Origin of the sequence: Burkholderia sp. Ed8 (assembly GCF_040761425.1) — a bacterium.
In the GTDB taxonomy this organism is placed as follows: domain Bacteria; phylum Pseudomonadota; class Gammaproteobacteria; order Burkholderiales; family Burkholderiaceae; genus Burkholderia; species Burkholderia seminalis.
Genome location: NZ_CP142886.1, coordinates 755,166 through 776,201, shown reverse-complemented (window position 1 = coordinate 776,201; position 21,036 = coordinate 755,166). Strand labels below are relative to the sequence as shown.

22 protein-coding genes are annotated in these 21,036 nt (G+C 68.5%); 14 read left to right on the top strand and 8 right to left on the bottom strand.

Features of this window, described 5'->3' with window-relative positions:
- Positions 1 to 81: 81 nt before the first annotated feature.
- Positions 82 to 1,437 carry a sigma-54 dependent transcriptional regulator gene (locus tag VXM69_RS17540; RefSeq protein WP_034189213.1) on the top strand — a complete coding sequence of 452 codons (1,356 nt, stop codon included), beginning with the start codon at positions 82 to 84 and terminating at the stop codon, positions 1,435 to 1,437.
- Positions 1,438 to 1,534: 97 nt separating this feature from the next.
- On the opposite strand, the gene VXM69_RS17535 is transcribed toward VXM69_RS17540, so the two are convergent.
- Entirely contained in the window at positions 1,535 to 2,071 is a 537-nt protein-coding gene (locus tag VXM69_RS17535) for a peroxiredoxin (protein WP_034189214.1), read from the bottom strand.
- Positions 2,072 to 2,233: 162 nt separating this feature from the next.
- Between VXM69_RS17535 and VXM69_RS17530 the strand changes: the two genes are divergently transcribed.
- Positions 2,234 to 2,806 (top strand): hypothetical protein, encoded by a 573-nt coding sequence (locus VXM69_RS17530; protein WP_367189959.1) that lies wholly within the window; start codon positions 2,234 to 2,236, stop codon positions 2,804 to 2,806.
- Between the two features lie 332 nt (positions 2,807 to 3,138).
- Here VXM69_RS17530 and VXM69_RS17525 read toward each other — a convergent pair whose 3' ends face one another.
- Together VXM69_RS17525 and VXM69_RS17520 are read right to left on the bottom strand one after the other, a co-directional pair.
- Positions 3,139 to 4,737, bottom strand: coding sequence for a YifB family Mg chelatase-like AAA ATPase (locus VXM69_RS17525; protein ID WP_034189216.1), 1,599 nt, complete (start codon positions 4,735 to 4,737; stop codon positions 3,139 to 3,141).
- Positions 4,738 to 5,003: 266 nt separating this feature from the next.
- On the bottom strand, positions 5,004 to 5,255 hold the full coding sequence (locus VXM69_RS17520) for an accessory factor UbiK family protein (protein WP_006489451.1): 252 nt from the start codon (positions 5,253 to 5,255) through the stop codon (positions 5,004 to 5,006).
- A gap of 355 nt (positions 5,256 to 5,610) precedes the next feature.
- Between VXM69_RS17520 and VXM69_RS17515 the strand changes: the two genes are divergently transcribed.
- The 7 genes from VXM69_RS17515 to ptsP all read left to right on the top strand — a co-directional run bounded on the left by VXM69_RS17515 (position 5,611) and on the right by ptsP (position 13,034).
- Entirely contained in the window at positions 5,611 to 5,949 is a 339-nt protein-coding gene (locus VXM69_RS17515) for a P-II family nitrogen regulator (RefSeq protein WP_006398175.1), read from the top strand.
- A 37-nt stretch (positions 5,950 to 5,986) separates the two neighbouring features.
- On the top strand, positions 5,987 to 7,498 hold the full coding sequence (locus tag VXM69_RS17510; RefSeq protein WP_124608974.1) for an ammonium transporter: 1,512 nt from the start codon (positions 5,987 to 5,989) through the stop codon (positions 7,496 to 7,498).
- 243 nt (positions 7,499 to 7,741) lie between these two features.
- Positions 7,742 to 9,031 (top strand): glutamate--cysteine ligase, encoded by a 1,290-nt coding sequence (gene gshA / locus VXM69_RS17505; RefSeq protein WP_034189218.1) that lies wholly within the window; start codon positions 7,742 to 7,744, stop codon positions 9,029 to 9,031.
- Between the two features lie 27 nt (positions 9,032 to 9,058).
- Positions 9,059 to 10,015, top strand: a complete 957-nt coding sequence (gshB, locus tag VXM69_RS17500; RefSeq protein ID WP_034189219.1) for a glutathione synthase — start codon at positions 9,059 to 9,061, stop codon at positions 10,013 to 10,015.
- A gap of 231 nt (positions 10,016 to 10,246) precedes the next feature.
- Positions 10,247 to 10,717, top strand: coding sequence for a PTS sugar transporter subunit IIA (locus VXM69_RS17495; protein WP_021163157.1), 471 nt, complete (start codon positions 10,247 to 10,249; stop codon positions 10,715 to 10,717).
- A 73-nt stretch (positions 10,718 to 10,790) separates the two neighbouring features.
- Positions 10,791 to 11,060, top strand: coding sequence for an HPr family phosphocarrier protein (locus VXM69_RS17490; RefSeq protein ID WP_011353292.1), 270 nt, complete (start codon positions 10,791 to 10,793; stop codon positions 11,058 to 11,060).
- A 201-nt stretch (positions 11,061 to 11,261) separates the two neighbouring features.
- Positions 11,262 to 13,034: a phosphoenolpyruvate--protein phosphotransferase gene (gene ptsP / locus VXM69_RS17485; RefSeq protein ID WP_367189958.1), complete on the top strand. Its 1,773-nt coding sequence runs from the start codon at positions 11,262 to 11,264 to the stop codon at positions 13,032 to 13,034.
- Positions 13,035 to 13,100: 66 nt separating this feature from the next.
- Here ptsP and VXM69_RS17480 read toward each other — a convergent pair whose 3' ends face one another.
- The 3 genes from VXM69_RS17480 to gpmA form a co-directional block, all read right to left on the bottom strand.
- Positions 13,101 to 13,853 (bottom strand): molybdopterin-synthase adenylyltransferase MoeB, encoded by a 753-nt coding sequence (locus VXM69_RS17480; protein WP_034189220.1) that lies wholly within the window; start codon positions 13,851 to 13,853, stop codon positions 13,101 to 13,103.
- Between the two features lie 106 nt (positions 13,854 to 13,959).
- Positions 13,960 to 15,507, bottom strand: coding sequence for a S41 family peptidase (locus VXM69_RS17475; protein WP_034189221.1), 1,548 nt, complete (start codon positions 15,505 to 15,507; stop codon positions 13,960 to 13,962).
- Positions 15,508 to 15,762: 255 nt separating this feature from the next.
- A complete protein-coding gene (gene gpmA, locus VXM69_RS17470; protein WP_034189222.1) occupies positions 15,763 to 16,509 on the bottom strand; it encodes a 2,3-diphosphoglycerate-dependent phosphoglycerate mutase in 747 nt (248 codons plus the stop codon).
- A gap of 136 nt (positions 16,510 to 16,645) precedes the next feature.
- Between gpmA and VXM69_RS17465 the strand changes: the two genes are divergently transcribed.
- The 5 genes from VXM69_RS17465 (at position 16,646) to VXM69_RS17445 (ending at position 19,556) form a co-directional block, all read left to right on the top strand.
- Positions 16,646 to 17,068 (top strand): rhodanese-like domain-containing protein, encoded by a 423-nt coding sequence (locus VXM69_RS17465; RefSeq protein WP_034189223.1) that lies wholly within the window; start codon positions 16,646 to 16,648, stop codon positions 17,066 to 17,068.
- Complete coding sequence (grxC, locus tag VXM69_RS17460; protein WP_006477722.1) at positions 17,065 to 17,325, top strand: glutaredoxin 3; 261 nt, start codon at positions 17,065 to 17,067, stop codon at positions 17,323 to 17,325. Before VXM69_RS17465 ends, grxC begins: the two co-directional genes overlap by 4 nt.
- Positions 17,326 to 17,432: 107 nt before the next feature.
- Positions 17,433 to 17,915: a protein-export chaperone SecB gene (gene secB / locus VXM69_RS17455; RefSeq protein ID WP_011353285.1), complete on the top strand. Its 483-nt coding sequence runs from the start codon at positions 17,433 to 17,435 to the stop codon at positions 17,913 to 17,915.
- Between the two features lie 25 nt (positions 17,916 to 17,940).
- A complete protein-coding gene (locus tag VXM69_RS17450; protein ID WP_367189957.1) occupies positions 17,941 to 18,939 on the top strand; it encodes an NAD(P)H-dependent glycerol-3-phosphate dehydrogenase in 999 nt (332 codons plus the stop codon).
- 92 nt (positions 18,940 to 19,031) lie between these two features.
- Positions 19,032 to 19,556, top strand: a complete 525-nt coding sequence (locus tag VXM69_RS17445) for an O-acetyl-ADP-ribose deacetylase (RefSeq protein WP_367189956.1) — start codon at positions 19,032 to 19,034, stop codon at positions 19,554 to 19,556.
- Between the two features lie 34 nt (positions 19,557 to 19,590).
- Here the strand turns inward: VXM69_RS17445 and trmL are convergent, their stop codons facing one another.
- Together trmL and VXM69_RS17435 are read right to left on the bottom strand one after the other, a co-directional pair.
- Positions 19,591 to 20,061: a tRNA (uridine(34)/cytosine(34)/5-carboxymethylaminomethyluridine(34)-2'-O)-methyltransferase TrmL gene (trmL, locus tag VXM69_RS17440; protein ID WP_034189226.1), complete on the bottom strand. Its 471-nt coding sequence runs from the start codon at positions 20,059 to 20,061 to the stop codon at positions 19,591 to 19,593.
- A 105-nt stretch (positions 20,062 to 20,166) separates the two neighbouring features.
- Positions 20,167 to 20,964: a ComF family protein gene (locus VXM69_RS17435; RefSeq protein ID WP_367189955.1), complete on the bottom strand. Its 798-nt coding sequence runs from the start codon at positions 20,962 to 20,964 to the stop codon at positions 20,167 to 20,169.
- Positions 20,965 to 21,036: the final 72 nt, after the last annotated feature.

Below are 21,036 nucleotides of genomic sequence, written 5' to 3'. Positions count from 1 at the left end.
CAGGCCCGGTCGGCGCACGACCGGCATCAACGCAGCCGCGCGCGACACAGCCGCGCGGCCTGTCAGGAGCAAGTGAGTACGATGGCCAACCGGCTGCAAGTGATCTATATCGAAGACGATGCGCTCGTTCGCCGGGCGAGCGTGCAGAGCCTCCAGCTGGCGGGCTTCGACGTCGCCGGCTTCGAGTCGGCCGAAGCGGCCGAGAAGGCGATCGTCGCGGACACCGCCGGCGCGATCGTCAGCGACATCCGGCTGCCCGGTGCGAGCGGGCTCGACGTGCTCGCGCAGTGCCGCGAGCGCGTGCCCGACGTGCCGGTGATCCTCGTCACCGGGCACGGCGACATCTCGATGGCCGTGCAGGCGATGCGCGACGGCGCGTACGACTTCATCGAAAAACCGTTCGCGGCCGAGCGCCTGATCGAGACGGTGCGCCGCGCGCTCGAGCGCCGCGAGCTCGTGCTCGAGAATCACGCGCTGCGGCGCGAGCTGGCCGGGAAGGACGTCGTCGCGCCGCGCATCATCGGCCGCAGCCCCGCGATCGAGCAGGTGCGCAAGCTGATCGCGAACGTCGCGCCGACCGACGCGTCGGTGCTGATCAACGGCGACACCGGCGCCGGCAAGGAGCTGATCGCGCGCAGCCTGCACGAACTGTCGCCGCGCCGCGACAAGCCCTTCATCGCGGTGAATTGCGGCGCGCTGCCCGAGCCGATGTTCGAATCGGAGATGTTCGGCTACGAGCCCGGCGCCTTCACGGGCGCCGCGAAGCGCCGCGTCGGCAAGCTCGAATATGCGTCCGGTGGCACGCTGTTCCTCGACGAAATCGAAAGCATGCCGCTCGCGCTGCAGGTGAAGCTGCTGCGCGTGCTGCAGGACGGCGTGCTGGAGCGGCTCGGCTCGAACCAGCCGATCCGCGTGAATTGCCGCGTCGTCGCGGCCGCGAAGGGCGACATGAGCGAGCTCGTCGCGGCCGGCACGTTCCGGCGCGACCTGCTGTACCGGCTCAACGTCGTGACGATCGCGCTGCCGCCGCTCGCCGAGCGCCGCGAGGACATCGTGCCGCTGTTCGAGCACTTCATGCTCGACGCGGCCGTGCGCTACGGGCGGCCCGCGCCGGTGCTGACCGACCGCCAGCGCGCGAGCCTGATGCAGCGCGACTGGCCCGGCAACGTGCGCGAGCTGCGCAACGCGGCCGACCGGTTCGTGCTCGGCGTGGCCGACATGCCGCAGGAAACGGGCGCGGGCGGCGACGGCGCGGACAACGACCAGACGCTGAAGGAGCGCATCGAGCAGTTCGAGCGCGCGGTGATCGCAGAGGCGCTGAACCAGACGGGCGGCGCGGTCGCCGCGACGGCCGACCGGCTGCACGTCGGCAAGGCGACGCTGTACGAGAAGATGAAGCGCTACGGGCTGTCGGCGAAAGGCGAAACCGAGCGCTGAAAAGCAAACGGACCGCGGAACCGGGTTGCCCGGCCGTACGGTCCGTGTAGGCGGGAAGGGCGCTGCGCGCGGCCCGTCGAGCCGGATCTTGCGGCGCTCAGGCCGCGTTGCCGTCGAGCGCCTTCTTGAGCAGCGCGTCGAGCTCCGCGAACTGCGGCGCGCCGACGTAGCGCTTGAGGATCTTGCCGTCCTTGTCGACGACGAAGGTCGTCGGCGTGAGCTGCACGTTGCCGAACTGCTTCGCGACGCTGCCGTCGTCGAGCGCGACCTTGAACGGCAGCTGGCGCGTCTGCGCGTAGTTCGCGACGTACATCGGCGGATCGTAGTTCATCGCGACCGCGACGAATTCCAGACCCTGACCCTTGAAACGGTTGTAGGTATCGACCATCTGCGGCATTTCCTGCATGCAAGTCGCGCAGCTCGTCGCCCAGAAGTTCACCAGATAGACCTTGCCCTTCAGGTCGCCGGCGGTCGAGACCTTCTGGCCCGACAGCAGCGTGAACGTCGCGTCCGGCACGCTGGACTTGCCGTTGAACGCGAAGAAACCGGCGACGGCGATGGCCGCGACGACGGCGGCCGCGACGAGGTAGCGGACGGGGCCGGCACTGCGGCGGGCGGGAGGCGTGGTGTTCATCAGGTGCTCTCGGAGTCGGTCGATGACGCGGGTCGATGCAAAGGACGTCGAAATTCGGCGCCCATTTTAGCGCGAATGCGGCGCGCGCACCGGCGGCCACCACGCATTCCGGTTGTCAGGTTCGGCGGATAATGCCGGTTTTGCCTGTCCCCGATCCACGCCATGCCGAAGGAAGTCATCGATTCGTTGCGCCCCCTTTTTCGCCCGCTGCGACACTTCGCCGCGCTCGCATGCATCAGCGCCGCGCTGGCCGCGTGCTCCCCATCGTTCGACTGGCGCACGCTGCACAACGATGCCGGCTATACGATCGACCTGCCGGCGAAGCCGACCGTCGAGGAGCAGCCGGTGGCGATCGGCGGCACGTCGATGCCGATGCGGATGCAGGCCGCGCATGTCGACGGCGCGGTGTTCGCGGTCGGCACGCTGACGTTGCCGGACGACCGTGACGACACGCGCCGCGCGGCGCTCGACTTCCTGCGCGCAGGGCTGTCGCGCAACCTCGAAGGCGCGCCGCGGACGGCATCGGTGCCGGTGCCGCTCGCGGCCGGCGGCGCGGTGGACGGGATCGAGCTGCGTATCGCGGGGGCCGCCGCCGGCGGGGATCGCGCGCGCAAGACGATCGTCGCCCGGCTCGCCGCGCGCGGCCGGCACGCGTACCAGGCCGTCGTGATCGCCGACCGGCCGCTCGCGCAGGAGCAGCTCGACCAGTTTTTCGGCTCGTTCAAACTCGATTGATCGCGGCCCGCGAGCGCCCCGGACACGCTGTGACAACTGAAAGTTCATTCGCAGCTTTCGACGCTAGTGACCGGATTTTGCGAGGTTTTTTCGACTATCCACAGCGCATGTGGATAACTTTGTTGAAAAGTCACCCGGATTTCCCGCCGAGCCTCACCGGACGGCCTTCCGGCTCATTTGGCCGTGCACGTGCCGTTTGGGAAAGATCAATGAAAACAAAGGGATACGGATTCCGTCACGCAACGGCCCCGGCGAGCCGCGATCCGGGGCCGGATTCGCTAAATTGTGCATAAGTCAAGTCTTGACAGCCGGATTTTGTCCTAAGAGGGCACTCAGAGCGCCGTGAGCGCGCGCCGGTAGCGGATCGCCTCGGCGATCTGCGCGGCCGTCGGCAGCGGGTCGCCGGCCAGGTCGGCGATCGTCCGCGCCACTTTCAGCACGCGGAAATACGCGCGCGCCGACCAGCCGAAGCGCTCGCCGGCCTCGCGCAACAGCCGCTCGCCTTCGTCGGTCGGCCGGCACAGGTCGTCGGTCTCGCGGCCGCTCAGCATGTGATTCGTCTTGCCCTGCCGGTCGAGCTGCAGCGCCCGCGCCTGCGCGACGCGCGCGGCCACCGCCGCGCTCGGCTCGCCGGGCGCCGTCGTGCGCGACGCGAGCTCGGCCGGCGACAGCGCGGGCAGGTCGATCTGGATGTCGATGCGATCGAGCAGCGGCCCCGACAGCTTGCGCAGGTAGCGCGCGGCGACGTCCGGCGAGCAGCGGCAGCGCCCGGACGGATCGCCGTGCCAGCCGCACGGGCACGGATTCATCGCGGCGATCAACTGGCACGCGGCCGGGAAGTCGGCCTGCTGGGCCGCGCGCGAAATCGTGATGCGGCCGGCTTCGAGCGGCTCGCGCAGCATTTCGAGCACGTGCCGGTCGAATTCCGGCAGCTCGTCGAGAAACAGCACGCCGAGATGCGCGAGCGTGATTTCGCCCGGCTGTGGCGGATTGCGGCCGCCGACCAGCGCGGCGGCGCTCGACGAGTGATGTGGCGAACGGAACGGCCGCCGGCGCCACTGCGCGGGCGAGAAGCCGAGGCGGCTCGCGGAAAGCAGCGCGGCCGACGTCAGCGCCTCGTCGTCGGTCAGCGGCGGCAGCAGGCCGGCCAGCCGCGCGGCCAGCATCGACTTGCCGGCCCCCGGCGGCCCGACCATCAGCATGTGATGGCCGCCCGCGGCGGCGACTTCGAGCGCACGCCGCGCCCCGCGCTGGCCGACCACATCCGCGAGGTCGGGCGCGGCCGGCGCCGGCAGGCCGTCGAGGCAGGGCGCCGCGACCGGCGTGAGCCGCCCGTCCGGCGCATCGGCGAGGTGCGCGCACAGCGCGGGCAGGTCGCGCGCGCCGAACACGGTCACGCCCGGCACGAGCGCGGCCTCGGCCGCGCTGTCGAACGGCAGGTACAACTCCGGCGCGCGTGAGGCCGCCGCGGAGCCCGGCGTCGCGACGGCGTCCGGGCCCGAGCCCGGTTCCGATCCGGTTTCGCCCGCCCGCCAGTCCCGCGCGGCACCGCACGCCATCGCGAACGCGCCGCGCATCGGCCGCAGCGCGCCCGTCAGCGACAGTTCGCCGGCGAATTCGCGGCCGGCCAGCGCGTCGGCCGGGATCTGGCCGTTCGCGGCGAGGATGCCGAGCGCGATCGGCAGGTCGAACCGGCCCGACTCCTTGGGCAGGTCGGCCGGCGCGAGATTCACGGTGATGCGGCGCACGGGAAATTCGAAGCCGCAGTTCTGCAGCGCGGCGCGCACGCGCTCGCGGCTCTCGCGGACTTCGAGATCGGGCAGGCCGACGATCGAGAACGACGGCAGCCCGTTGGCGAGATGGACTTCGACGGTAACGTCCGGCGCGCGGCCGGAGGCGGGCGCGCGACTGCGCACCACGGCGAGCGACATGGCGAGGCTCCTGTAAGCAGGCGGACGACGGCCGTTCGGGGCCGCATGCCGCGGGAATCGGAGAAATCGGTGCGCGCGTGCCGGCGTGGCGCGGGGAAAGAACGAGGGGCTGCGAAACGACGAACTGCGAAGAGCGATGGACTGCGAAGAGCGGGGTGCTGCGGAGAACGACGGACGACGAACTACGACGAAAACGGAGGCTCGGCGGTGGCGGGCGCGGGCCGCGCGAGGCGGCCCGCGCCCGGACCTTGCGGCCGGGTGCGGCGTCAGGCCTGCGGTGCGGCGAGCTTCTGCTCGAGTTCCGCGACGCGCTTTTCGAGTTCCTCGAGGCGCACGCGGGTGCGGGCGAGCACCTGGGCCTGCGTGTCGAATTCCTCGCGCGTGACGAGATCGAGCTTCGAGAAGCCTTGCGACAGCATGGCCTTCACGTTGCGCTCGACGTCCTTGGCCGGCGAGTTTTTCAGCAGGTCGCTGACGCGCGACTGCAGATCGTTGAAAACGTCGCTGGGTTGCTTCATGTGATTCCCCTTCCTTGCACAAAAATTGTGCATCTTCAGTTGCGTACGTGCCCATGATGCACGCATGACCGGAAATGGTGCGCCGGGGGCGCGAATTCCGGGCATGGCGCCGGCATGGGTGAATGGCCCGGTAATCCGGGACGTGCGTGCACTCTAGCAACGTTCCTTTCGCCGCGCCAGCAAACCGGCCCGCGTTGGCCATTCGGCCGGGCTTCGGCGCCTTACATCGGGGGATGCGACCCCGTTCCCGAGCCCTTCGAGACGGTGCTCGGATCAACATGGCATGCGAGTTGCTGAGGAGAGTCCGTTACAACATTCCAACCAATTCGACGGGACAACTCAGCGAGAGGACTTCATGAAACTCATTACCGCAATCATCAAGCCGTTCAAGCTCGATGAGACGCGCGAGGCGCTGTCGGCGCTTGGCGTCTCGGGCATCACGGTGACGGAGGTAAAAGGGTTCGGCCGCCAGAAGGGGCATACCGAGCTGTATCGCGGCGCCGAATACGTGGTCGATTTCCTGCCGAAGATGAAGATCGAGGCGGCCGTGTCCGACGATCTCGTCGACCAGGCGGTGGAAGCGATCGAGCGGGCCGCGCGCACCGGGAAAATCGGCGACGGCAAGATTTTCGTCACGCCGATCGAGCAAGTGATCCGGATTCGCACCGGGGAGACCGGCGCCGACGCGCTGTAACAGAACAGACAAGACAAGCGACAAGAGGAAACCCAAGATGCGCAAACTTCTGATGTCCCTGCTGATGGCCGGTTCGCTGATGGCGGCCGGCGTCGGCTCCGCGCTTGCCGACGACGCGGCGTCCGCCGCGGCCGCATCCGCGCCCGCCGCCACGGCTTCCGACGCATCGGCCGCCGCCGCGCCGGCCGCTTCGGCGCCGGCCGCCGACGCATCCGCCACCGCCGCTGCCGCCACACCGGCTTCGGGCGCCGCCGACGCATCGGCCGCCGCCGCCGCGTCCGCGCCGGCCGCACCGGCTGCGCCGACCGCCCCGTTCTCGGTCGATTCGTCGAAGATCAGCGCGGGCGACACCGCGTGGATGCTGACCTCCACCGCGCTCGTGCTGTTCATGACGATCCCGGGCCTCGCGCTGTTCTACGCGGGCATGGTCCGCAAGAAGAACGTGCTCGCGACCGTGATGCAGAGCTTCGCGATCACCGCGGTGATCACGGTGCTGTGGACGGTGGTCGGCTACAGCCTCGCGTTCACGCCGGGCAACGGCTTCATCGGCGGCCTGTCGCGCGCGTTCCTGCACGGCATGAACTACATCAAGGGCGACAAGGCGACGACGCTGACCGTCAGCCATCTCGCGACGACGATTCCGGAATCGGTCTACTTCGTCTACCAGATGACGTTCGCGATCATCACGCCGGCGCTGATCTGCGGCGCGTTCGCCGATCGCATGAAGTTCTCGGCGATGCTCGTGTTCATGACGCTCTGGTCGCTGATCGTCTACGTGCCGATCGCGCACATGGTGTGGGAGCCGACCGGCTGGCTGTCGGCCGACGGCGTGCTCGACTTCGCGGGCGGCACGGTGGTGCACATCAACGCCGGTATCGCGGGCCTCGTGTCGTGCCTCGTGCTCGGCAAGCGTGTCGGCTACGGTCGCGAATCGATGGCGCCGCACAACCTCGTGCTGACGATGATCGGCGGCTCGATGCTGTGGGTCGGCTGGTTCGGCTTCAACGCGGGTTCCGCGGTCGCGGCCGACGGCCGTGCCGGCTTCGCGATGCTGACCACGCAAGTGGCAACCGCCTGCGCGGCGCTCGGCTGGATGTTTGCCGAGTGGATCGCGAAGGGCAAGCCGTCGGTGCTCGGCATCGTGTCGGGCGCGGTCGCGGGTCTCGTGGCGATCACGCCGGCCGCCGGTTTCGTCGGCGTGGCGGGCGCACTGGTGATCGGTATCGCCGCCGGCGTCGTCTGCTTCTGGTCGGCGACCTGGCTCAAGTCGAAGCTCGGCTACGACGATTCGCTCGACGCGTTCGGCGTGCACGGCATCGGCGGGATTCTCGGCGCGCTGCTGACGGGTGTGTTCGCGGTCAAGGACATCGGCGGCGCCGACGGCAGCCTGCTGCTGCAGGCGAAGGGCGTGCTGATCACGCTGGTCTACAGCGGCGTGCTGAGCTTCGTGCTGCTGAAGCTGATCGACCTGACGATGGGCCTGCGCGTGACCGAAGAGGAAGAGCGCGAAGGTCTCGACGTGATCCTGCACGGCGAGCACGTGGAATAAGTCTCACGAATCAACAGCGGGCCGCCGCGACGACGGCGCCCGCTCCGAATGAGCGCAGCGACTTCGGCCCGCCTACCCGGCGGGCTTTTTTTCTCCCGCCACTCACTGCCGTAGCGGATAACCCTTCACTCTATCGGGTCAATAGCCGAAAACTTCCTCCTTATCCTTGTGAAGCCGGGAACAATCCCCAAATGGGCAAGGCAATTGCTCTACAATCTTCATTCTCCCGCTCGCGAGTGATTCATGGTTCCCCACCTCGTTACCGCGTTGAACGGTCCGCTGCTCGAACTCGAGCAGAAGATCCTCGACGCGACGCCTGCGATCGAACGCTGGTTCAGGCTCGAATGGCAGGAACACACCCCGCCGTTCTATTGTTCGGTGGACCTGCGCAATGCCGGCTTCAAGCTGGCGCCCGTCGACGCGAACCTGTTTCCCGGCGCGTTCAACAACCTGCCGTCCGAAGTGCTGCCGCTGGCCGTGCAGGCCGCGATGGCCGCGATCGAGAAGATCTGCCCGGACGCGAAGAACCTGCTCGTGATCCCCGAGCTGCCGACCCGCAACGCGTTCTACCTCGAAAACGTCGCGCGCCTCGCGACGATCATGCGTCAGGCCGGCCTGAACGTGCGCTTCGGCTCGCTCGACCCGAGCATCACCGACATGACGCCGATCACGCTGGCCGACGGCCAGAAGATCGTGCTCGAGCCGCTCGAGCGTTCGCCGCGCCGCCTTGGCCTGAAGAATTTCGATCCGTGCTCGATCCTGCTGAACAACGACCTGTCGGCCGGCATCCCGGCCGTGCTGGAAAACCTGCACGAGCAGTACCTGCTGCCGCCGCTGCACGCGGGCTGGGCCGTGCGCCGCAAGTCGACGCACTTCGCGTGCTACGACGACGTCGCGAAGAAGTTCGCGAAGATGGTCGGCGTCGATCCGTGGATGGTGAATCCGTATTTCGCGCACGTGGAAGGCGTCGACTGGCAGGCGCATGAAGGCGAGCAGGCGCTCGCCGACGCGATCGACGGCGTGCTGAAGAAGATCGCGCGCAAGTATCGCGAATACGGGATCAGCGAGAAGCCGTACGTCGTCGTGAAGGCCGACGCGGGCACGGCGGGGCGCGGCGTGATGACCGTGCACGACGCGGCCGAGATCGGCCGGATGTCGAAGGCCGAGCGCGCGCAGATGGCCGAGTCGAAGGCCGGCCTCGCGGTGCGCGACGTGATCGTGCAGGAAGGCGTCTATACGTTCGAGCGCGTCGGCGACGAAGTGGCCGAGCCCGTCGTGTACATGATCGACCGCTACGTGGTCGGCGGCTTCTACCGCACGCACGGCGGCCGCGAGCGCGACCAGAACCTGAACGCGCCCGGCATGCACTACGTGCCGCTCGGCTTCGAGCACACCGCGCTGCCGGATGCCGGCGCGAAGCCCGGCGCCGCGCCGCCGAACCGTTTCTACATGTACGGCGTCGTCGCGCGGCTGTCGCTGATCGCGTCGTCGATCGAACTGGAAAAGACCGATCCCGAAGCCATCCAGGTGTAACGGACCTTCGCTACGTACAGGACCCGCATGGACATTCTTTTTATCGCCGACCCGCTCGAGCATTTCAAGATCTACAAGGATTCGACCTACGCGATGATGGCGGAGGCCGCCCGGCGCGGGCATGCGGTGTACACGTGCCAGCCGCACCAGCTCGCGTGGACGGGCTCGGGCGTCGAGGCGGACGTGCAGCGCGTGACGATCGTCGGCGACACGACCGACCTGCATCGCCGTCCGTGGTACGAGGCGGCCGCGCACGAGTCGCGTCAACTGACGTCGTTCGGCGCGGTGCTGATGCGCAAGGATCCGCCGTTCGACATGGAGTACGTGACGGCCACCTGGATGCTGGAGCTGGCCGAACGCGCGGGCGCACGCGTGTTCAACAAGCCGCAGTCGATCCGCGATCACTCGGAGAAGCTGGCGATCGGCGAGTTTCCGCAGTTCGTCGCGCCGACGCTCGTCACGCGCGACGCGGCGCGCTTGCGTGCATTCCACGCCGAGCATGGCGACGTGATCGTGAAGCCGCTCGACGGGATGGGCGGGATGGGCGTGTTCCGCGTGAAGGCCGACGGGATGAATCTCGGCGCGATCATCGAGATGCTCGGCCATGACGGCACGCGCTCGCTGATGATCCAGAAGTTCATTCCGGAGATCAAGGCGGGCGACAAGCGCATCCTGTTGATCGCCGGCGAGCCCGTGCCGTATTCGCTCGCGCGGATTCCGCAGGGCAGCGAGGTGCGCGGCAATCTCGCCGCGGGCGGGCTCGGCGTCGCGCAGCCGCTGACGGCCCGCGATCGCGAGATCGCGGCCACGCTCGGGCCCGTGCTCGCGTCGCGCGGGCTGCTGCTGGTCGGCCTCGATGCGATCGGCGACTGGCTGACCGAGGTGAACGTCACGAGTCCGACGTGCTTCCGCGAGATCATGGAGCAAACGGGCTTCGACGTCGCCGCGATGTTCATCGACGCGCTGGAGCGTGCGGCCGCGTAGGCCGCTTTCCGCGCAACCCCGGCGGCGGTCGCGCAGGCCCCCCGTCGCCGGAGCCGCTTGACCGGCCTGCTACAATGCCCGCTTGCCAGGTGCCGTTTTCGGCGCACCGAAGGCCCGGCGGTCGGGCCGATACTGTTGCAAGGCTGAACATGAAACGTTTCCCACACTCGCTACGCTCATTGCCCCGCCGCGGGGCGTCGGCCCGCCAGGGGCGGCCGGGAGCGATCTGACATGGCCGGGATCCTGATCATCGCGCACGCTCCGCTCGCCACCGCGCTGCGGGACTGCATCGCGCACATCTATGGCGGCGTGCCTGCCCGCATCGGCTGTATCGACGTGATGGCGGACAGCGACCCGGCCCAGGTGATGGCGTTCGCGCACGCGGAACTCGCGCGGCTCCGGGAAGACAACGGCGTGGTCGTGCTGACCGACATGTACGGCGCGACGCCGGCGAACATCGCCGGCCAGCTCGCGAAGCTCGACAACGTGCGCGTGCTGGCGGGCGTGAACCTGCCGATGCTCGTGCGGGCCGTCTGCTACCGTACCGTGCCGCTCGACAAGCTCGTCGACAAGGCGCTGTCCGGCGGCGCGAAGGGCGTCCACGAGGTGTCGGCCGGCACACCGCCGCCGCCGACGGAAACCGGCTGCGGCCAATGCGCGCCGATTCCGCCGGAACCGCAGCCGCGCACCGAGTCGCACTGATTTCCCGTTTTCCGTTTTAGACCACACCGCCGGCGTGCGCCGCCGGCGGCCTCGACCGACCCGACCGAGAATCATGCTTCAACAAGAAACCACCATCGTCAATAAATTGGGGCTCCATGCGCGCGCATCGGCCAAGCTCACGCAACTGGCCGGCAACTTCCAGTCGGAAGTCTGGATGACGCGCAACGGGCGCAAGATCAATGCGAAGAGCATCATGGGCGTGATGATGCTGGCGGCGGGGATCGGCAGCACCGTGACGATCGAGACCGAAGGGTCCGACGAGCAGGAAGCGATGGACGCGCTGCTGAAGCTGATCGCCGACAAGTTCGGCGAAGGCCAGTGATCGCCACGCGCGATCGTTGCCGTTTCCAGTCAGAATGCCGCGGATTTCGCGGCATTTTTTTCGTCGGCAGCATTGATGCGGAATGCGCAATGCTGCGGTGCATGCAGTCAGCGGGGGGGCGCGGAATTTATAATCGCTAACCGGGGTCATAAGCGCATCGCAGCAGTGTGCCGCGGCTTTACTTGTACAGAGGAGGTGCGCGTGTCCTTCACGCTGCATGGCATTCCCGTCTCACGTGGTATCGCGATCGGGCGAGCGTATCTGATCGCGCCGGCGGCGCTCGACGTCGCCCATTACCTGGTCGAGGCACCCCAGATCGACGCCGAGGTCGAGCGATTCCGCACGGCGCTCGACGTCGTGCATCACGAACTCGAGGCGCTGCGCGCCGACCTGACCGACGACACCCCGAGCGAAGTCGGCGCATTCATCGACGTCCACACGATGATCCTGAGCGACGAGATGCTCGTGCAGGAAACCATCGACCTGATCCGCACGCGCCGCTACAACGTCGAATGGGCACTGACCGAGCAGCTCGAGCTGCTCACGCGCCACTTCGACGACATCGAGGACGAATACCTGCGCGAGCGCAAGGCCGACATCGAGCAGGTGGTCGAGCGCGTGCTGAAGGCCTTGGCCGGTGCGCCGTCCGCGTCGCAGGCGCTCGACCGCGCGGCCAAGAACGGCACGAACGAGATGATCGTCGTCGCGCACGACATCGCGCCGGCCGACATGATGCAGTTCAAGACGCAGTCGTTCCAGGCGTTCGTCACCGATCTCGGCGGGCGCACGTCGCACACGGCGATCGTCGCGCGCAGTCTCGGCATTCCGGCCGCGGTCGGCGTGCAGCACGCGAGCGCGCTGATCCGCCAGGACGACCTGATCATCGTCGACGGCGACCAGGGCATCGTGATCGTCGATCCCGCGCCGATCGTCCTCGAGGAATATTCGTACCGCCAGTCCGAGAAGCAGCTGGAGCAGCGCAAGCTGCAGCGGCTGAAGTTCTCGCCGACGCAAACGTTGTGCGGCACCAAGATCGAGCTGTACGCGAACATCGAGCTGCCCGACGACGCGAAGGCGGCCGTCGAGGCCGGTGCGGTCGGCGTCGGCCTGTTCCGCTCCGAGTTCCTGTTCATGCATCAGAAGGAGATGCCGGAAGAGGAGGAGCAGTTCGCCGCGTACAAGCGCGCCGTCGAGTGGATGAAGGGCATGCCGGTGACGATCCGCACGATCGACGTCGGCGCGGACAAGCCGCTCGAGGCGCTCGACGAAGGCTACGAAACCGCGCCGAACCCGGCGCTCGGCCTGCGCGCGATCCGCTGGAGCCTGTCCGAGCCGCAGATGTTCCTCACGCAGCTGCGGGCGATCCTGCGCGCGTCCGCGTTCGGCCAGGTGAAGATCCTGATCCCGATGCTCGCGCACGCGCAGGAAATCGACCAGACGCTCGACCTGATCCGCGAGGCGAAGCGCCAGCTCGACGATGCGGGGCTCGCGTACGACCGGAACGTGCGCATCGGCGCGATGATCGAGATTCCGGCCGCGGCGATCGCGCTGCCGCTGTTCCTGAAGCGGTTCGATTTCCTGTCGATCGGCACGAACGACCTGATCCAGTACACGCTCGCGATCGACCGCGCCGACAACGCGGTCGCGCACCTGTACGACCCGCTGCATCCGGCCGTGCTGCACCTGATCGCCTATACGCTGCGCGAAGCGAAGCGCGCGGGCGTGTCGGTGTCGGTGTGCGGGGAGATGGCGGGCGATCCGGCGCTCACGCGCCTGTTGCTCGGGATGGGGCTCACCGAGTTCTCGATGCACCCGAGCCAGCTGCTCGTCGTGAAGCAGGAGATCCTGCGCGCGCATCTGAAGGCGCTCGAGAAGCCGACGGCCGACGTGCTCACGGCGTTCGAGCCGGAAGAGGTGCAGGCGGCGTTGCAGCGGTTGTCGGTCGCCGAGCCGCGGGCGGATGCGGCCGCCTAGGCGGCCAGGTCGCCGCTCGCTGTCGCCGTGTCGCGCAGGCGCCGCTCGGCGCCTGCCCGTCGCGCGTCAATGCCGGCCCCCGCACACGGGGCAGTCGGCCTGGCGCGCGATTTTCATCGTCGTCCACTCCATTCGCAGCGAATCGAGCATCATCAGCCGCCCGTTGAGCGTCTTGCCGATGCCGCCGATCACGCGCAGCGCTTCGGCCGCCTGCATCGCGCCGATGATCCCGACCGTCGGTGCGAACACGCCCATCGTCGCGCACGCGACTTCCTCAAACGGCTGGTCTTCCGGGAACACGCACGCATAGCAGGGCGCGGCCGGATCGCGGAAGTCGAACGTGCTGATCTGGCCGTCGAAACGCAGTGCGGCGCCCGACACGAGCGGCACGCCGTGCGCGACGCACGCGCGGTTGATCGCGTGGCGCGTCGCGAAGTTGTCGGTGCAGTCGAGCACGACGGTCGCCCGCGGGACGTGCGTGTCGAGCCACGCATCGTCGACGCGTGCCGCGACCGCGTTCACCTTCACCTCGGGGTTCAGCTGCGCGAGTGCGTCGCGCCCCGATTCGACCTTGCTGCGGCCGACCGATGCCGTCACGTGCAGGATCTGCCGCTGCAGGTTCGTGAGGTCGACCGTATCGGCGTCGACGAGCGTGATCGTGCCGACACCCGATGCCGCGAGGTACATCGCGGCGGGCGAGCCGAGGCCGCCCGCGCCGACGACGATCGCATGCGCGTCGAGAAAGCGCTGCTGCGCGTCGATGCCGATTTCGTCGACGAGGATGTGTCGGGAGTAGCGCAGGAGTTGATCGTCGTTCATGGGGAGTCGTGGGGCGAGGCGGGCGGACGTTTCGTTATTTTAGGCGCGCATGAAAAACGGGCCATCGCGGTCTTCCCGCGATGGCCCGTCGGATGCCGGCCGGCGCTTACTTCGGCGCCGACGCGGGCTTCGGTGCGGACGCCGGCTTTGCGCTGGCGCCCGATGCCTTCGATACGGCGGCAGCCTTGCCGGTCGGGCTCTTCGTGCTCTCGGCGAGCAGCGACTTCGATTCCTGGACCGGCTTGCCCTCGAGCTTGTTGAGCGCCTGCTGCATCATGAAGTCGTCGGCGCTGCCGAACTCGATCGGCTTGCGATCGCGATCCTTCTGGCGTTGCTCCGGCGTCTTCTTGTCGTTCTGCTCTTCGAGGATGCGCAGCTGATCCATCCGGCGCTGCTCGCGCTCTTCCTGTTCCTTCTTCTCGTTCGGGTCCTGCGTGTTCGCGAGGTGGTTCGTGTAGTCGACCTCGCGCGTCACGAGCACGTCGTCGGGATCGCCGTCCGCGTACTGATCGACCGGCACGTCCGGCGTGATGCCCTTGTTCTGGATCGAACGGCCGCTCGGCGTGTAGTAGTACGCGGTGGTCAGGCGCAGCGCGGTGTCGGCCGTCATCGGGCGGACCGTCTGCACCGAACCCTTGCCGAACGTCGTCTTGCCCATGATCTGCGCGCGCTTCGAATCCTGCAGCGCACCCGCGACGATTTCCGACGCGGATGCCGAATAGGCGTTCGTCAGCACGATCATCGGCACGGTCTTGAAGACCGGCGGCAGGTTCTTCAGCGGATCGCCGTCGAAGGACGGCAGGCGATAGTTGTCGTACGTATCGCGGTAGACCTGCTTCGAATCGGGGATCTGGCCGTTGGTCGACACGACGACCGAGTCGGGCGGCAGGAACGCGCCGGCCACGCCGACCGCGCTCTGCAGCAGGCCGCCGCCGTTGTTGCGCAGGTCGAGGATGAGGCCCTTCAGGTTCGGCTGCTGGCGCGCGATGTCCTGCAGCTTCTGCGCGAGGTCGGGCGTCGTGCGTTCCTGGAAGCTCGTGATGCGGACATACGCGTAGCCCGGATCGAGGATCTTCATCTTCACGCTCTGGACCTTGATGATCGCGCGCGTGACCGTGACCGGGAACGTGCGGTCGTCGCTCTTGCGGAAGATCGTCAGCGTGACCTTGGTGCCCGGCTCGCCGCGCATCTGCTTGACGGCCTTGTCGAGCGTCATGCCGCGCACCGGCTTGTCGTTGATGCGCGTGATCAGGTCGCCCGGACGGATGCCGGCGCGGAACGCGGGCGTATCCTCGATCGGCGAGATCACCTTGACGAGGCCGTCTTCCTGCGAGATCTCGATGCCGAGACCCGCGAAGCGGCCCTTCGTCTGCTCCTGCAGCTCGTCATAGTCGGTCTTGTCGAGGAACGACGAGTGCGGGTCGAGGCTCGACACCATGCCCTTGATCGCCGCCGTCAGCAGCTTCTTGTCGTCGACCGGTTCGACGTACTCGCGCTTGATCTGGCCGAAGACTTCCGCGAACAGGCGGAGCTGGTCCAGGGGAAGCGGCGCCGTGGCGGTCTGCTCGGCCGATGCGGAAACCTGCAGCGTGGCGAACACGCCCGTGGCGAGGCCCGCGGCAATCAGGCCGATGTTCTTCAATTTCATTCGCATAGAGATCTGGTGCGGTCGGGAAGCGCGTGGCGGTAGCGGGGATGTAGCGGACAAGTATAACTGTTCGTCCGAAGACTCAGTGGAACGGCGCGAAAAGCGCCGCAAACGGCCCGGAGCCGGCCTGGCTGGGCCCCGCCGGCCGCGCTGCGGGTTCGAAAGCGGATTCGACAGCAGCGGGGCCGAGAAGGTTCGCGCGGGGTGCGGGCCGCGGCCGGGCACCCCGCGCCGGACGCGGCCCGCCCGGCGCGACGGGCGTCAGCCCGCCTTGCCCTGCTTCGCGACGGCGGCCTGCGCCTGCGCGATCGCGTCCTGGTCGCCGAGGTAATAGTGCTGGATCGGCTTCAGGTTCTCGTCGAGTTCATACACGAGCGGCACGCCGTTCGGGATGTTCAGGCCGACGATGTCGCTGTCCGAGATGCCGTCGAGGTACTTGATCAGCGCGCGCAGCGAGTTGCCGTGCGCGGCGATCAGCACCTGCTTGCCGGCACGGACGGCCGGCGCGATCGATTCGTTCCACAGCGGCAGCACGCGCGCGACCGTGTCCTTCAGGCACTCGGTGAGCGGCAGCTGCTCGCGCGGCACCTTCGCGTAGCGCGGGTCGTTGAACGGCGCGCGCTCGTCGGTCGGCTCGAGCGCGGGCGGCGGCGTGTCGTAGCTGCGGCGCCACACGAGCACCTGCTCGTCGCCGAACTTCGCGGCCGTTTCCGCCTTGTTCAGGCCCGACAGCGCACCGTAGTGGCGCTCGTTCAGGCGCCACGAATGGACGACCGGCAGGTACATCAGGTCCATCCGGTCCTGCACGTGCCACAGCGTGCGGATCGCGCGCTTGAGCACCGACGTGTACGCGATGTCGAACGTGTAGCCGGCCTCCTTGAGCAATTCGCCGGCCTGGTAGGCCTCGTTGCGACCCTGTTCGGTCAGGTCGACGTCGACCCAGCCGGTGAAGCGGTTTTCCTTGTTCCACGTCGATTCGCCGTGGCGGATGAGAACGAGTTTGTACATGGATCTTGCGGTCGGTAGTGATAGGGAAGCGGGGCGCGTCGCACGGGACCCGACCGGGGCCCGCCATCGCGCAAGACGGTTATTTTATAATGGCGGGATTGTCCTCATCCGATTTCTCTTTTTCCGGCGGAATTCCGTGACGTTCTTTACCGATTACACGAACCTGGCCCTCATCGCGATCCTGGTGGTCTCCGGCGGCCTGCTGGCCTGGCCCGCATTGCGCCGCGGCCGTGGCGGCCTGTCGGCCGCGGAGGCGACGCAACTCATCAACCGTCGCAACGCGGTCGTGATCGACCTGCGCGCCGCGTCCGATTTCGCCGCCGGCCACCTGCCGTCGGCGCGCCAGGTCGCTGCGGGCGAGATCGGCGCGAAAATTGCGCAAGTCGCGAAGAACAAGAGCACGCCGGTGCTGCTCGTCTGCCAGAACGGCCAGCAGTCGCAGAAGGCGGCGCGCGAGGTCGAGGCGGCCGGTTACGCCGAGGTGCACGTGCTCGAGGGCGGCGTGGCCGCCTGGCAGCAGGCCGGGATGCCGGTCGTCAAACAAGGAGTGGCGAAGTGAACAAGGTTTTGATGTACAGCACGCAGGTGTGTCCGTATTGCATGCAGGCCGAGCGCCTGCTGAAGCTGCGCGGGGTCGAGCAGATCGAGAAGGTGCTGATCGATCGCGATCCGGCCCGCCGCGAGGAAATGATGACGCGCACGGGGCGCCGCACGGTGCCGCAGATCTATATCGGCGACACGCACGTCGGCGGTTACGACGATCTGTCGAAGCTCGACCGCGAAGGCGGGCTCGTGCCGCTTCTGCAAGCGGCCTGATTAGGGCAGAATGGCCGCCGGCCGCGCCGCGGCTTGGGCGCGCAGGATTCATCCGTGGCGGCCGGCGAGAAGCCGGGCCGCCCCGTCACCACTTTTAGGGAAACACCATGTCCGACGTCGAAAACCAACCGTTCTTCAACATCCAGCGCGTCTACCTGAAGGATATGTCGCTCGAGCAGCCGAATTCGCCGGCGATCTTCCTCGAGCAGGACATGCCGTCGGTTGAAGTCGAAGTCGACGTGAAGGCCGACCGTCTCGCGGAAAGCGTGTTCGAAGTCGTCGTGTCGGGTACCGTCACGGCGAAGGTGAAGGACAAGGTCGCGTTCCTGATCGAAGCGAAGCAGGCCGGTATTTTCGACATCCGCAACATTCCGGACGAACAGCTCGACCCGCTCGTCGGCATCGCTTGCCCGACGATCCTGTTCCCGTACCTGCGTTCGAACATCGCCGACGCGATCACGCGCGCGGGCTTCCCGCCGATCCACCTGGCGGAAATCAACTTCCAGGCGCTGTACGAGCAGCGCCTCGCGCAGCTTCAGCAGCAGGCCGGCGCCGCGGCAGGCGCGCCGAACGGCACGACGCTGAACTGACGTTGAACGCAGACCGGTGCTGGGTATGAAAGTAGCCGTTCTCGGTGCCGGTGCCTGGGGCACCGCGCTCGCGGGCCATCTGGCCGCGCGGCACGATACGCTTCTGTGGGCGCGCGACGCCGCGCTCATCGCCGGGCTGCAGGCCCGGCACGAAAACGCCCGCTATCTGGGCGGCATCGCGCTGCCCGACGCGTTGCGCTACGACGCCGATCTCGGCGCCGCGCTCGCGCACGGCGCCGCGGACGACGCGCTGTGCGTGATCGCCGCGCCCGTGGCCGGGCTGCGCACGCTGTGCCGCGCGATGCGCGACGCAGGCTGCGTGCCCGCGCATATCGTCTGGGTCTGCAAGGGCTTCGAGGCCGACACGCATCTGCTGCCGCACCAGGTGATCGCGGCCGAGCTGCCCGAGCAGCAGAGCAACGGCGTGCTGTCGGGCCCGAGCTTCGCGCGCGAGGTCGGCCAGTCGCTGCCCGTCGCGCTGACGGTGGCGAGCACGTCGGCCGCATGCCGCGAGCGCACGCTCGCCGCGTTCCATCACGGCGCCATGCGGATCTACACGGGCGACGACGTGGTCGGCGTCGAGGTCGGCGGCGCGGTGAAGAACGTGCTGGCGATCGCGACCGGCATCTCGGACGGCCTGGGCCTCGGGCTGAACGCGCGCGCCGCGCTGATCACGCGCGGCCTCGCCGAAATGTCGCGGCTCGGCGTCGCGCTCGGCGGCCGCGCGGAAACCTTCACGGGCCTCACGGGCCTCGGCGACCTGATCCTCACCGCGACGGGCGACCTGTCGCGCAACCGTACGGTCGGCCTGCAACTGGCGGCCGGCCGCACGCTGAACGACATCCTCGGCGCGCTCGGCCACGTGGCCGAAGGCGTGCGCTGCGCGCAGGCCGTGCTGGCGCTCGCGCGCGCGCAGTCGATCGAAATGCCGATTACCGAGGCCGTGTGCGGCGTGCTGTTCGACGGCATCGCACCGCGCGACGCGGTCAGCGGCCTGCTGCGGCGCGACGCGCGCGCGGAGTAGCGCGAACCGGCGCTTCCCGGTGCGGTTGCGCCGGGCGCGCGGCACCAAAGCGGACTACGCTTGAACCGTCTCCGGCGTTCCGGGAGGGTGTCATGCTGCAGATCGGTTCCACCACGCTCGACGCGCGGGTCGTCGACATCACGACGCTCGAGGTCGACGCGATCATCAACGCGGCGAACGGCTCGCTGCTCGGCGGGGGCGGCGTCGACGGCGCCATCCATCGCGCGGCCGGCCCCGGCCTGCTCGCCGAGTGCCGCACGCTCGGCGGCTGCGACACGGGCGACGCAAAGCTCACGCGCGGCCACGGGCTGCCGGCGCGCTACGTGATCCATGCGGTCGGCCCCGTATGGCACGGCGGCGGGCGCGGCGAGGCCGACCTGCTCGCGTCGTGCTACCGGCGGGCGATCGAGCTGGCCGAGGAGGTCGCCGCGACGTCGATCGCGTTCCCGGCAATCAGCTGCGGAATCTATCGTTATCCGGTCGAGGAGGCCGTCGGCATCGCGGTCGGCACCGTCGCCGAAATGCTGCCGCAGGCGCCGAACCTCGCACGCGTGGTGTTCGCGTGCTTTTCCCCCGACATCTACGACCTGTATCGCGTGCGGCTCACGCGGACCTGACGCATCGCGCGCCGCGGGTGGCGTGCCCGGTGGGTCAGGCGCCGCCTTCGAAGCCGGCCTGGCGCCACGCCTCGAACACGACCACCGCGACCGTGTTGGACAGGTTCAGGCTGCGGTTGTCCGGCCGCATCGGCAGGCGGACGCGCTGTTCGTCCGGAAAGCGCTCGAGCAGCTCGGCGGGCAGGCCGCGGGTCTCCGAGCCGAACACGAACCAGTCGCCCGGCAGGAACGCGTGATCGTGGAAGCGGCCCGAGCCGCGGGTCGTGAACGCGAACATCCGCGCGGGATCGGGTGCTTCGGATGCGACGAACGCATCCCAGTCGCGGTGCACGCGCATCTGCGCATACTCGTGATAGTCGAGGCCGGCGCGGCGCATCCGTGCGTCGTCGAGCGGGAAGCCGAGCGGCTCGATCAGGTGCAGGTGCGCGCCCGTATTGGCGCACAGGCGGATCACGTTGCCGGTGTTCGGCGGAATTTCGGGAGCGACGAGGACGACGTTGAACATGTTTCGGTTTGGCTGGGCCGCCCGGGGCCGCGCAACGTGCGCGTTCCCGGCCGGCCGGTTCGTGGCGGCCGCGGCCACGCAGGTGTGGCCGGCCTCTCTATCTAATTAATCCCTGGCGGTGCGCAGCGCAACCAGATTCGTCACGCGCGCGGCGCCCGCCGCCTTCAGCGCGTGCGCGGCGGCCGCGAGCGTCGCGCCGGACGTCATCACGTCGTCGACGAGCGCGATGTGGCGGCCGGCGACGTCACCGGCCACCACGAACGCCGCCATCACGTTGTCGCGCCGCGCCTGCCGGTCGAGCCGCGACTGCGGCGCGGTGTGGGCGACGCGCGCGAGCAGCGCCGCATCCGCGCGCACGCCGAGCCGGCGCGCGAGCGGACGTGCGATCGCCCACGCCTGGTTGTAGCCGCGCGCGACGAGCCGCCGGTGCGACAGCGGCACCGGCGCGACCCGGTCGAAACGGCCCGCGCCGCGCGTATCGTCGACCAGCCGCGCGAGCCGCGCCGCGAATTCGGCGCCGAGTGCGAGCCGCGCGTGAAACTTCAGGCCGCGTGCCAGCCCGTCGAGCGGCGCGCGGTAATCCGCGAGCGCGAGCGTCGCGTCGAACGGCGGCGGGGCAGTGCGGCACGCATCGCATCGATACGCGGCCGGGTGGCCGGCACCGGTGCGGCGGCCGTCGCGCGAACGCGGCTGCCCGACACCCAGCGGCAGCGCGCAGGCGTCGCAGCGCAATCGCGCTTCATTCCAGTACGCGGCGTCGCAAGCGTCGCAGATCACGGCGTGTGACAAATTGCCGCACAGCGCGCAGCGATTCGGCAGCGCGACCGCGGCGACTTTCGCCGCCAGCATGCGAACCTGCGACAAAACGACGCGCATCGTGCGTCCGGCGGAACTGCAGGTCATCGCAACACTCCTGCCACCCCGTCTCAATGAAGCTTCCGGGGCGAGCGAGTATACTTCGGGCTCTTCGCCAGT

Coding starts and splice junctions, on each gene's coding strand:
- gpmA (WP_034189222.1), bottom strand. CDS start 16,509: ATGTACAAACTCGTTCTCATCCGCCACGGCGAATCGACGTGGAACAAG.
- VXM69_RS17535 (WP_034189214.1), bottom strand. CDS start 2,071: ATGAACACCACGCCTCCCGCCCGCCGCAGTGCCGGCCCCGTCCGCTAC.
- VXM69_RS17540 (WP_034189213.1), top strand. CDS start 82: ATGGCCAACCGGCTGCAAGTGATCTATATCGAAGACGATGCGCTCGTT.
- gshA (WP_034189218.1), top strand. CDS start 7,742: ATGGTTCCCCACCTCGTTACCGCGTTGAACGGTCCGCTGCTCGAACTC.
- VXM69_RS17435 (WP_367189955.1), bottom strand. CDS start 20,964: ATGACCTGCAGTTCCGCCGGACGCACGATGCGCGTCGTTTTGTCGCAG.
- VXM69_RS17480 (WP_034189220.1), bottom strand. CDS start 13,853: ATGAACGACGATCAACTCCTGCGCTACTCCCGACACATCCTCGTCGAC.
- secB (WP_011353285.1), top strand. CDS start 17,433: ATGTCCGACGTCGAAAACCAACCGTTCTTCAACATCCAGCGCGTCTAC.
- VXM69_RS17475 (WP_034189221.1), bottom strand. CDS start 15,507: ATGCGAATGAAATTGAAGAACATCGGCCTGATTGCCGCGGGCCTCGCC.
- VXM69_RS17520 (WP_006489451.1), bottom strand. CDS start 5,255: ATGAAGCAACCCAGCGACGTTTTCAACGATCTGCAGTCGCGCGTCAGC.
- gshB (WP_034189219.1), top strand. CDS start 9,059: ATGGACATTCTTTTTATCGCCGACCCGCTCGAGCATTTCAAGATCTAC.
- VXM69_RS17450 (WP_367189957.1), top strand. CDS start 17,941: ATGAAAGTAGCCGTTCTCGGTGCCGGTGCCTGGGGCACCGCGCTCGCG.
- trmL (WP_034189226.1), bottom strand. CDS start 20,061: ATGTTCAACGTCGTCCTCGTCGCTCCCGAAATTCCGCCGAACACCGGC.
- VXM69_RS17495 (WP_021163157.1), top strand. CDS start 10,247: ATGGCCGGGATCCTGATCATCGCGCACGCTCCGCTCGCCACCGCGCTG.
- VXM69_RS17510 (WP_124608974.1), top strand. CDS start 5,987: ATGCGCAAACTTCTGATGTCCCTGCTGATGGCCGGTTCGCTGATGGCG.
- VXM69_RS17490 (WP_011353292.1), top strand. CDS start 10,791: ATGCTTCAACAAGAAACCACCATCGTCAATAAATTGGGGCTCCATGCG.
- VXM69_RS17525 (WP_034189216.1), bottom strand. CDS start 4,737: ATGTCGCTCGCCGTGGTGCGCAGTCGCGCGCCCGCCTCCGGCCGCGCG.
- VXM69_RS17515 (WP_006398175.1), top strand. CDS start 5,611: ATGAAACTCATTACCGCAATCATCAAGCCGTTCAAGCTCGATGAGACG.
- VXM69_RS17530 (WP_367189959.1), top strand. CDS start 2,234: ATGCCGAAGGAAGTCATCGATTCGTTGCGCCCCCTTTTTCGCCCGCTG.
- VXM69_RS17445 (WP_367189956.1), top strand. CDS start 19,032: ATGCTGCAGATCGGTTCCACCACGCTCGACGCGCGGGTCGTCGACATC.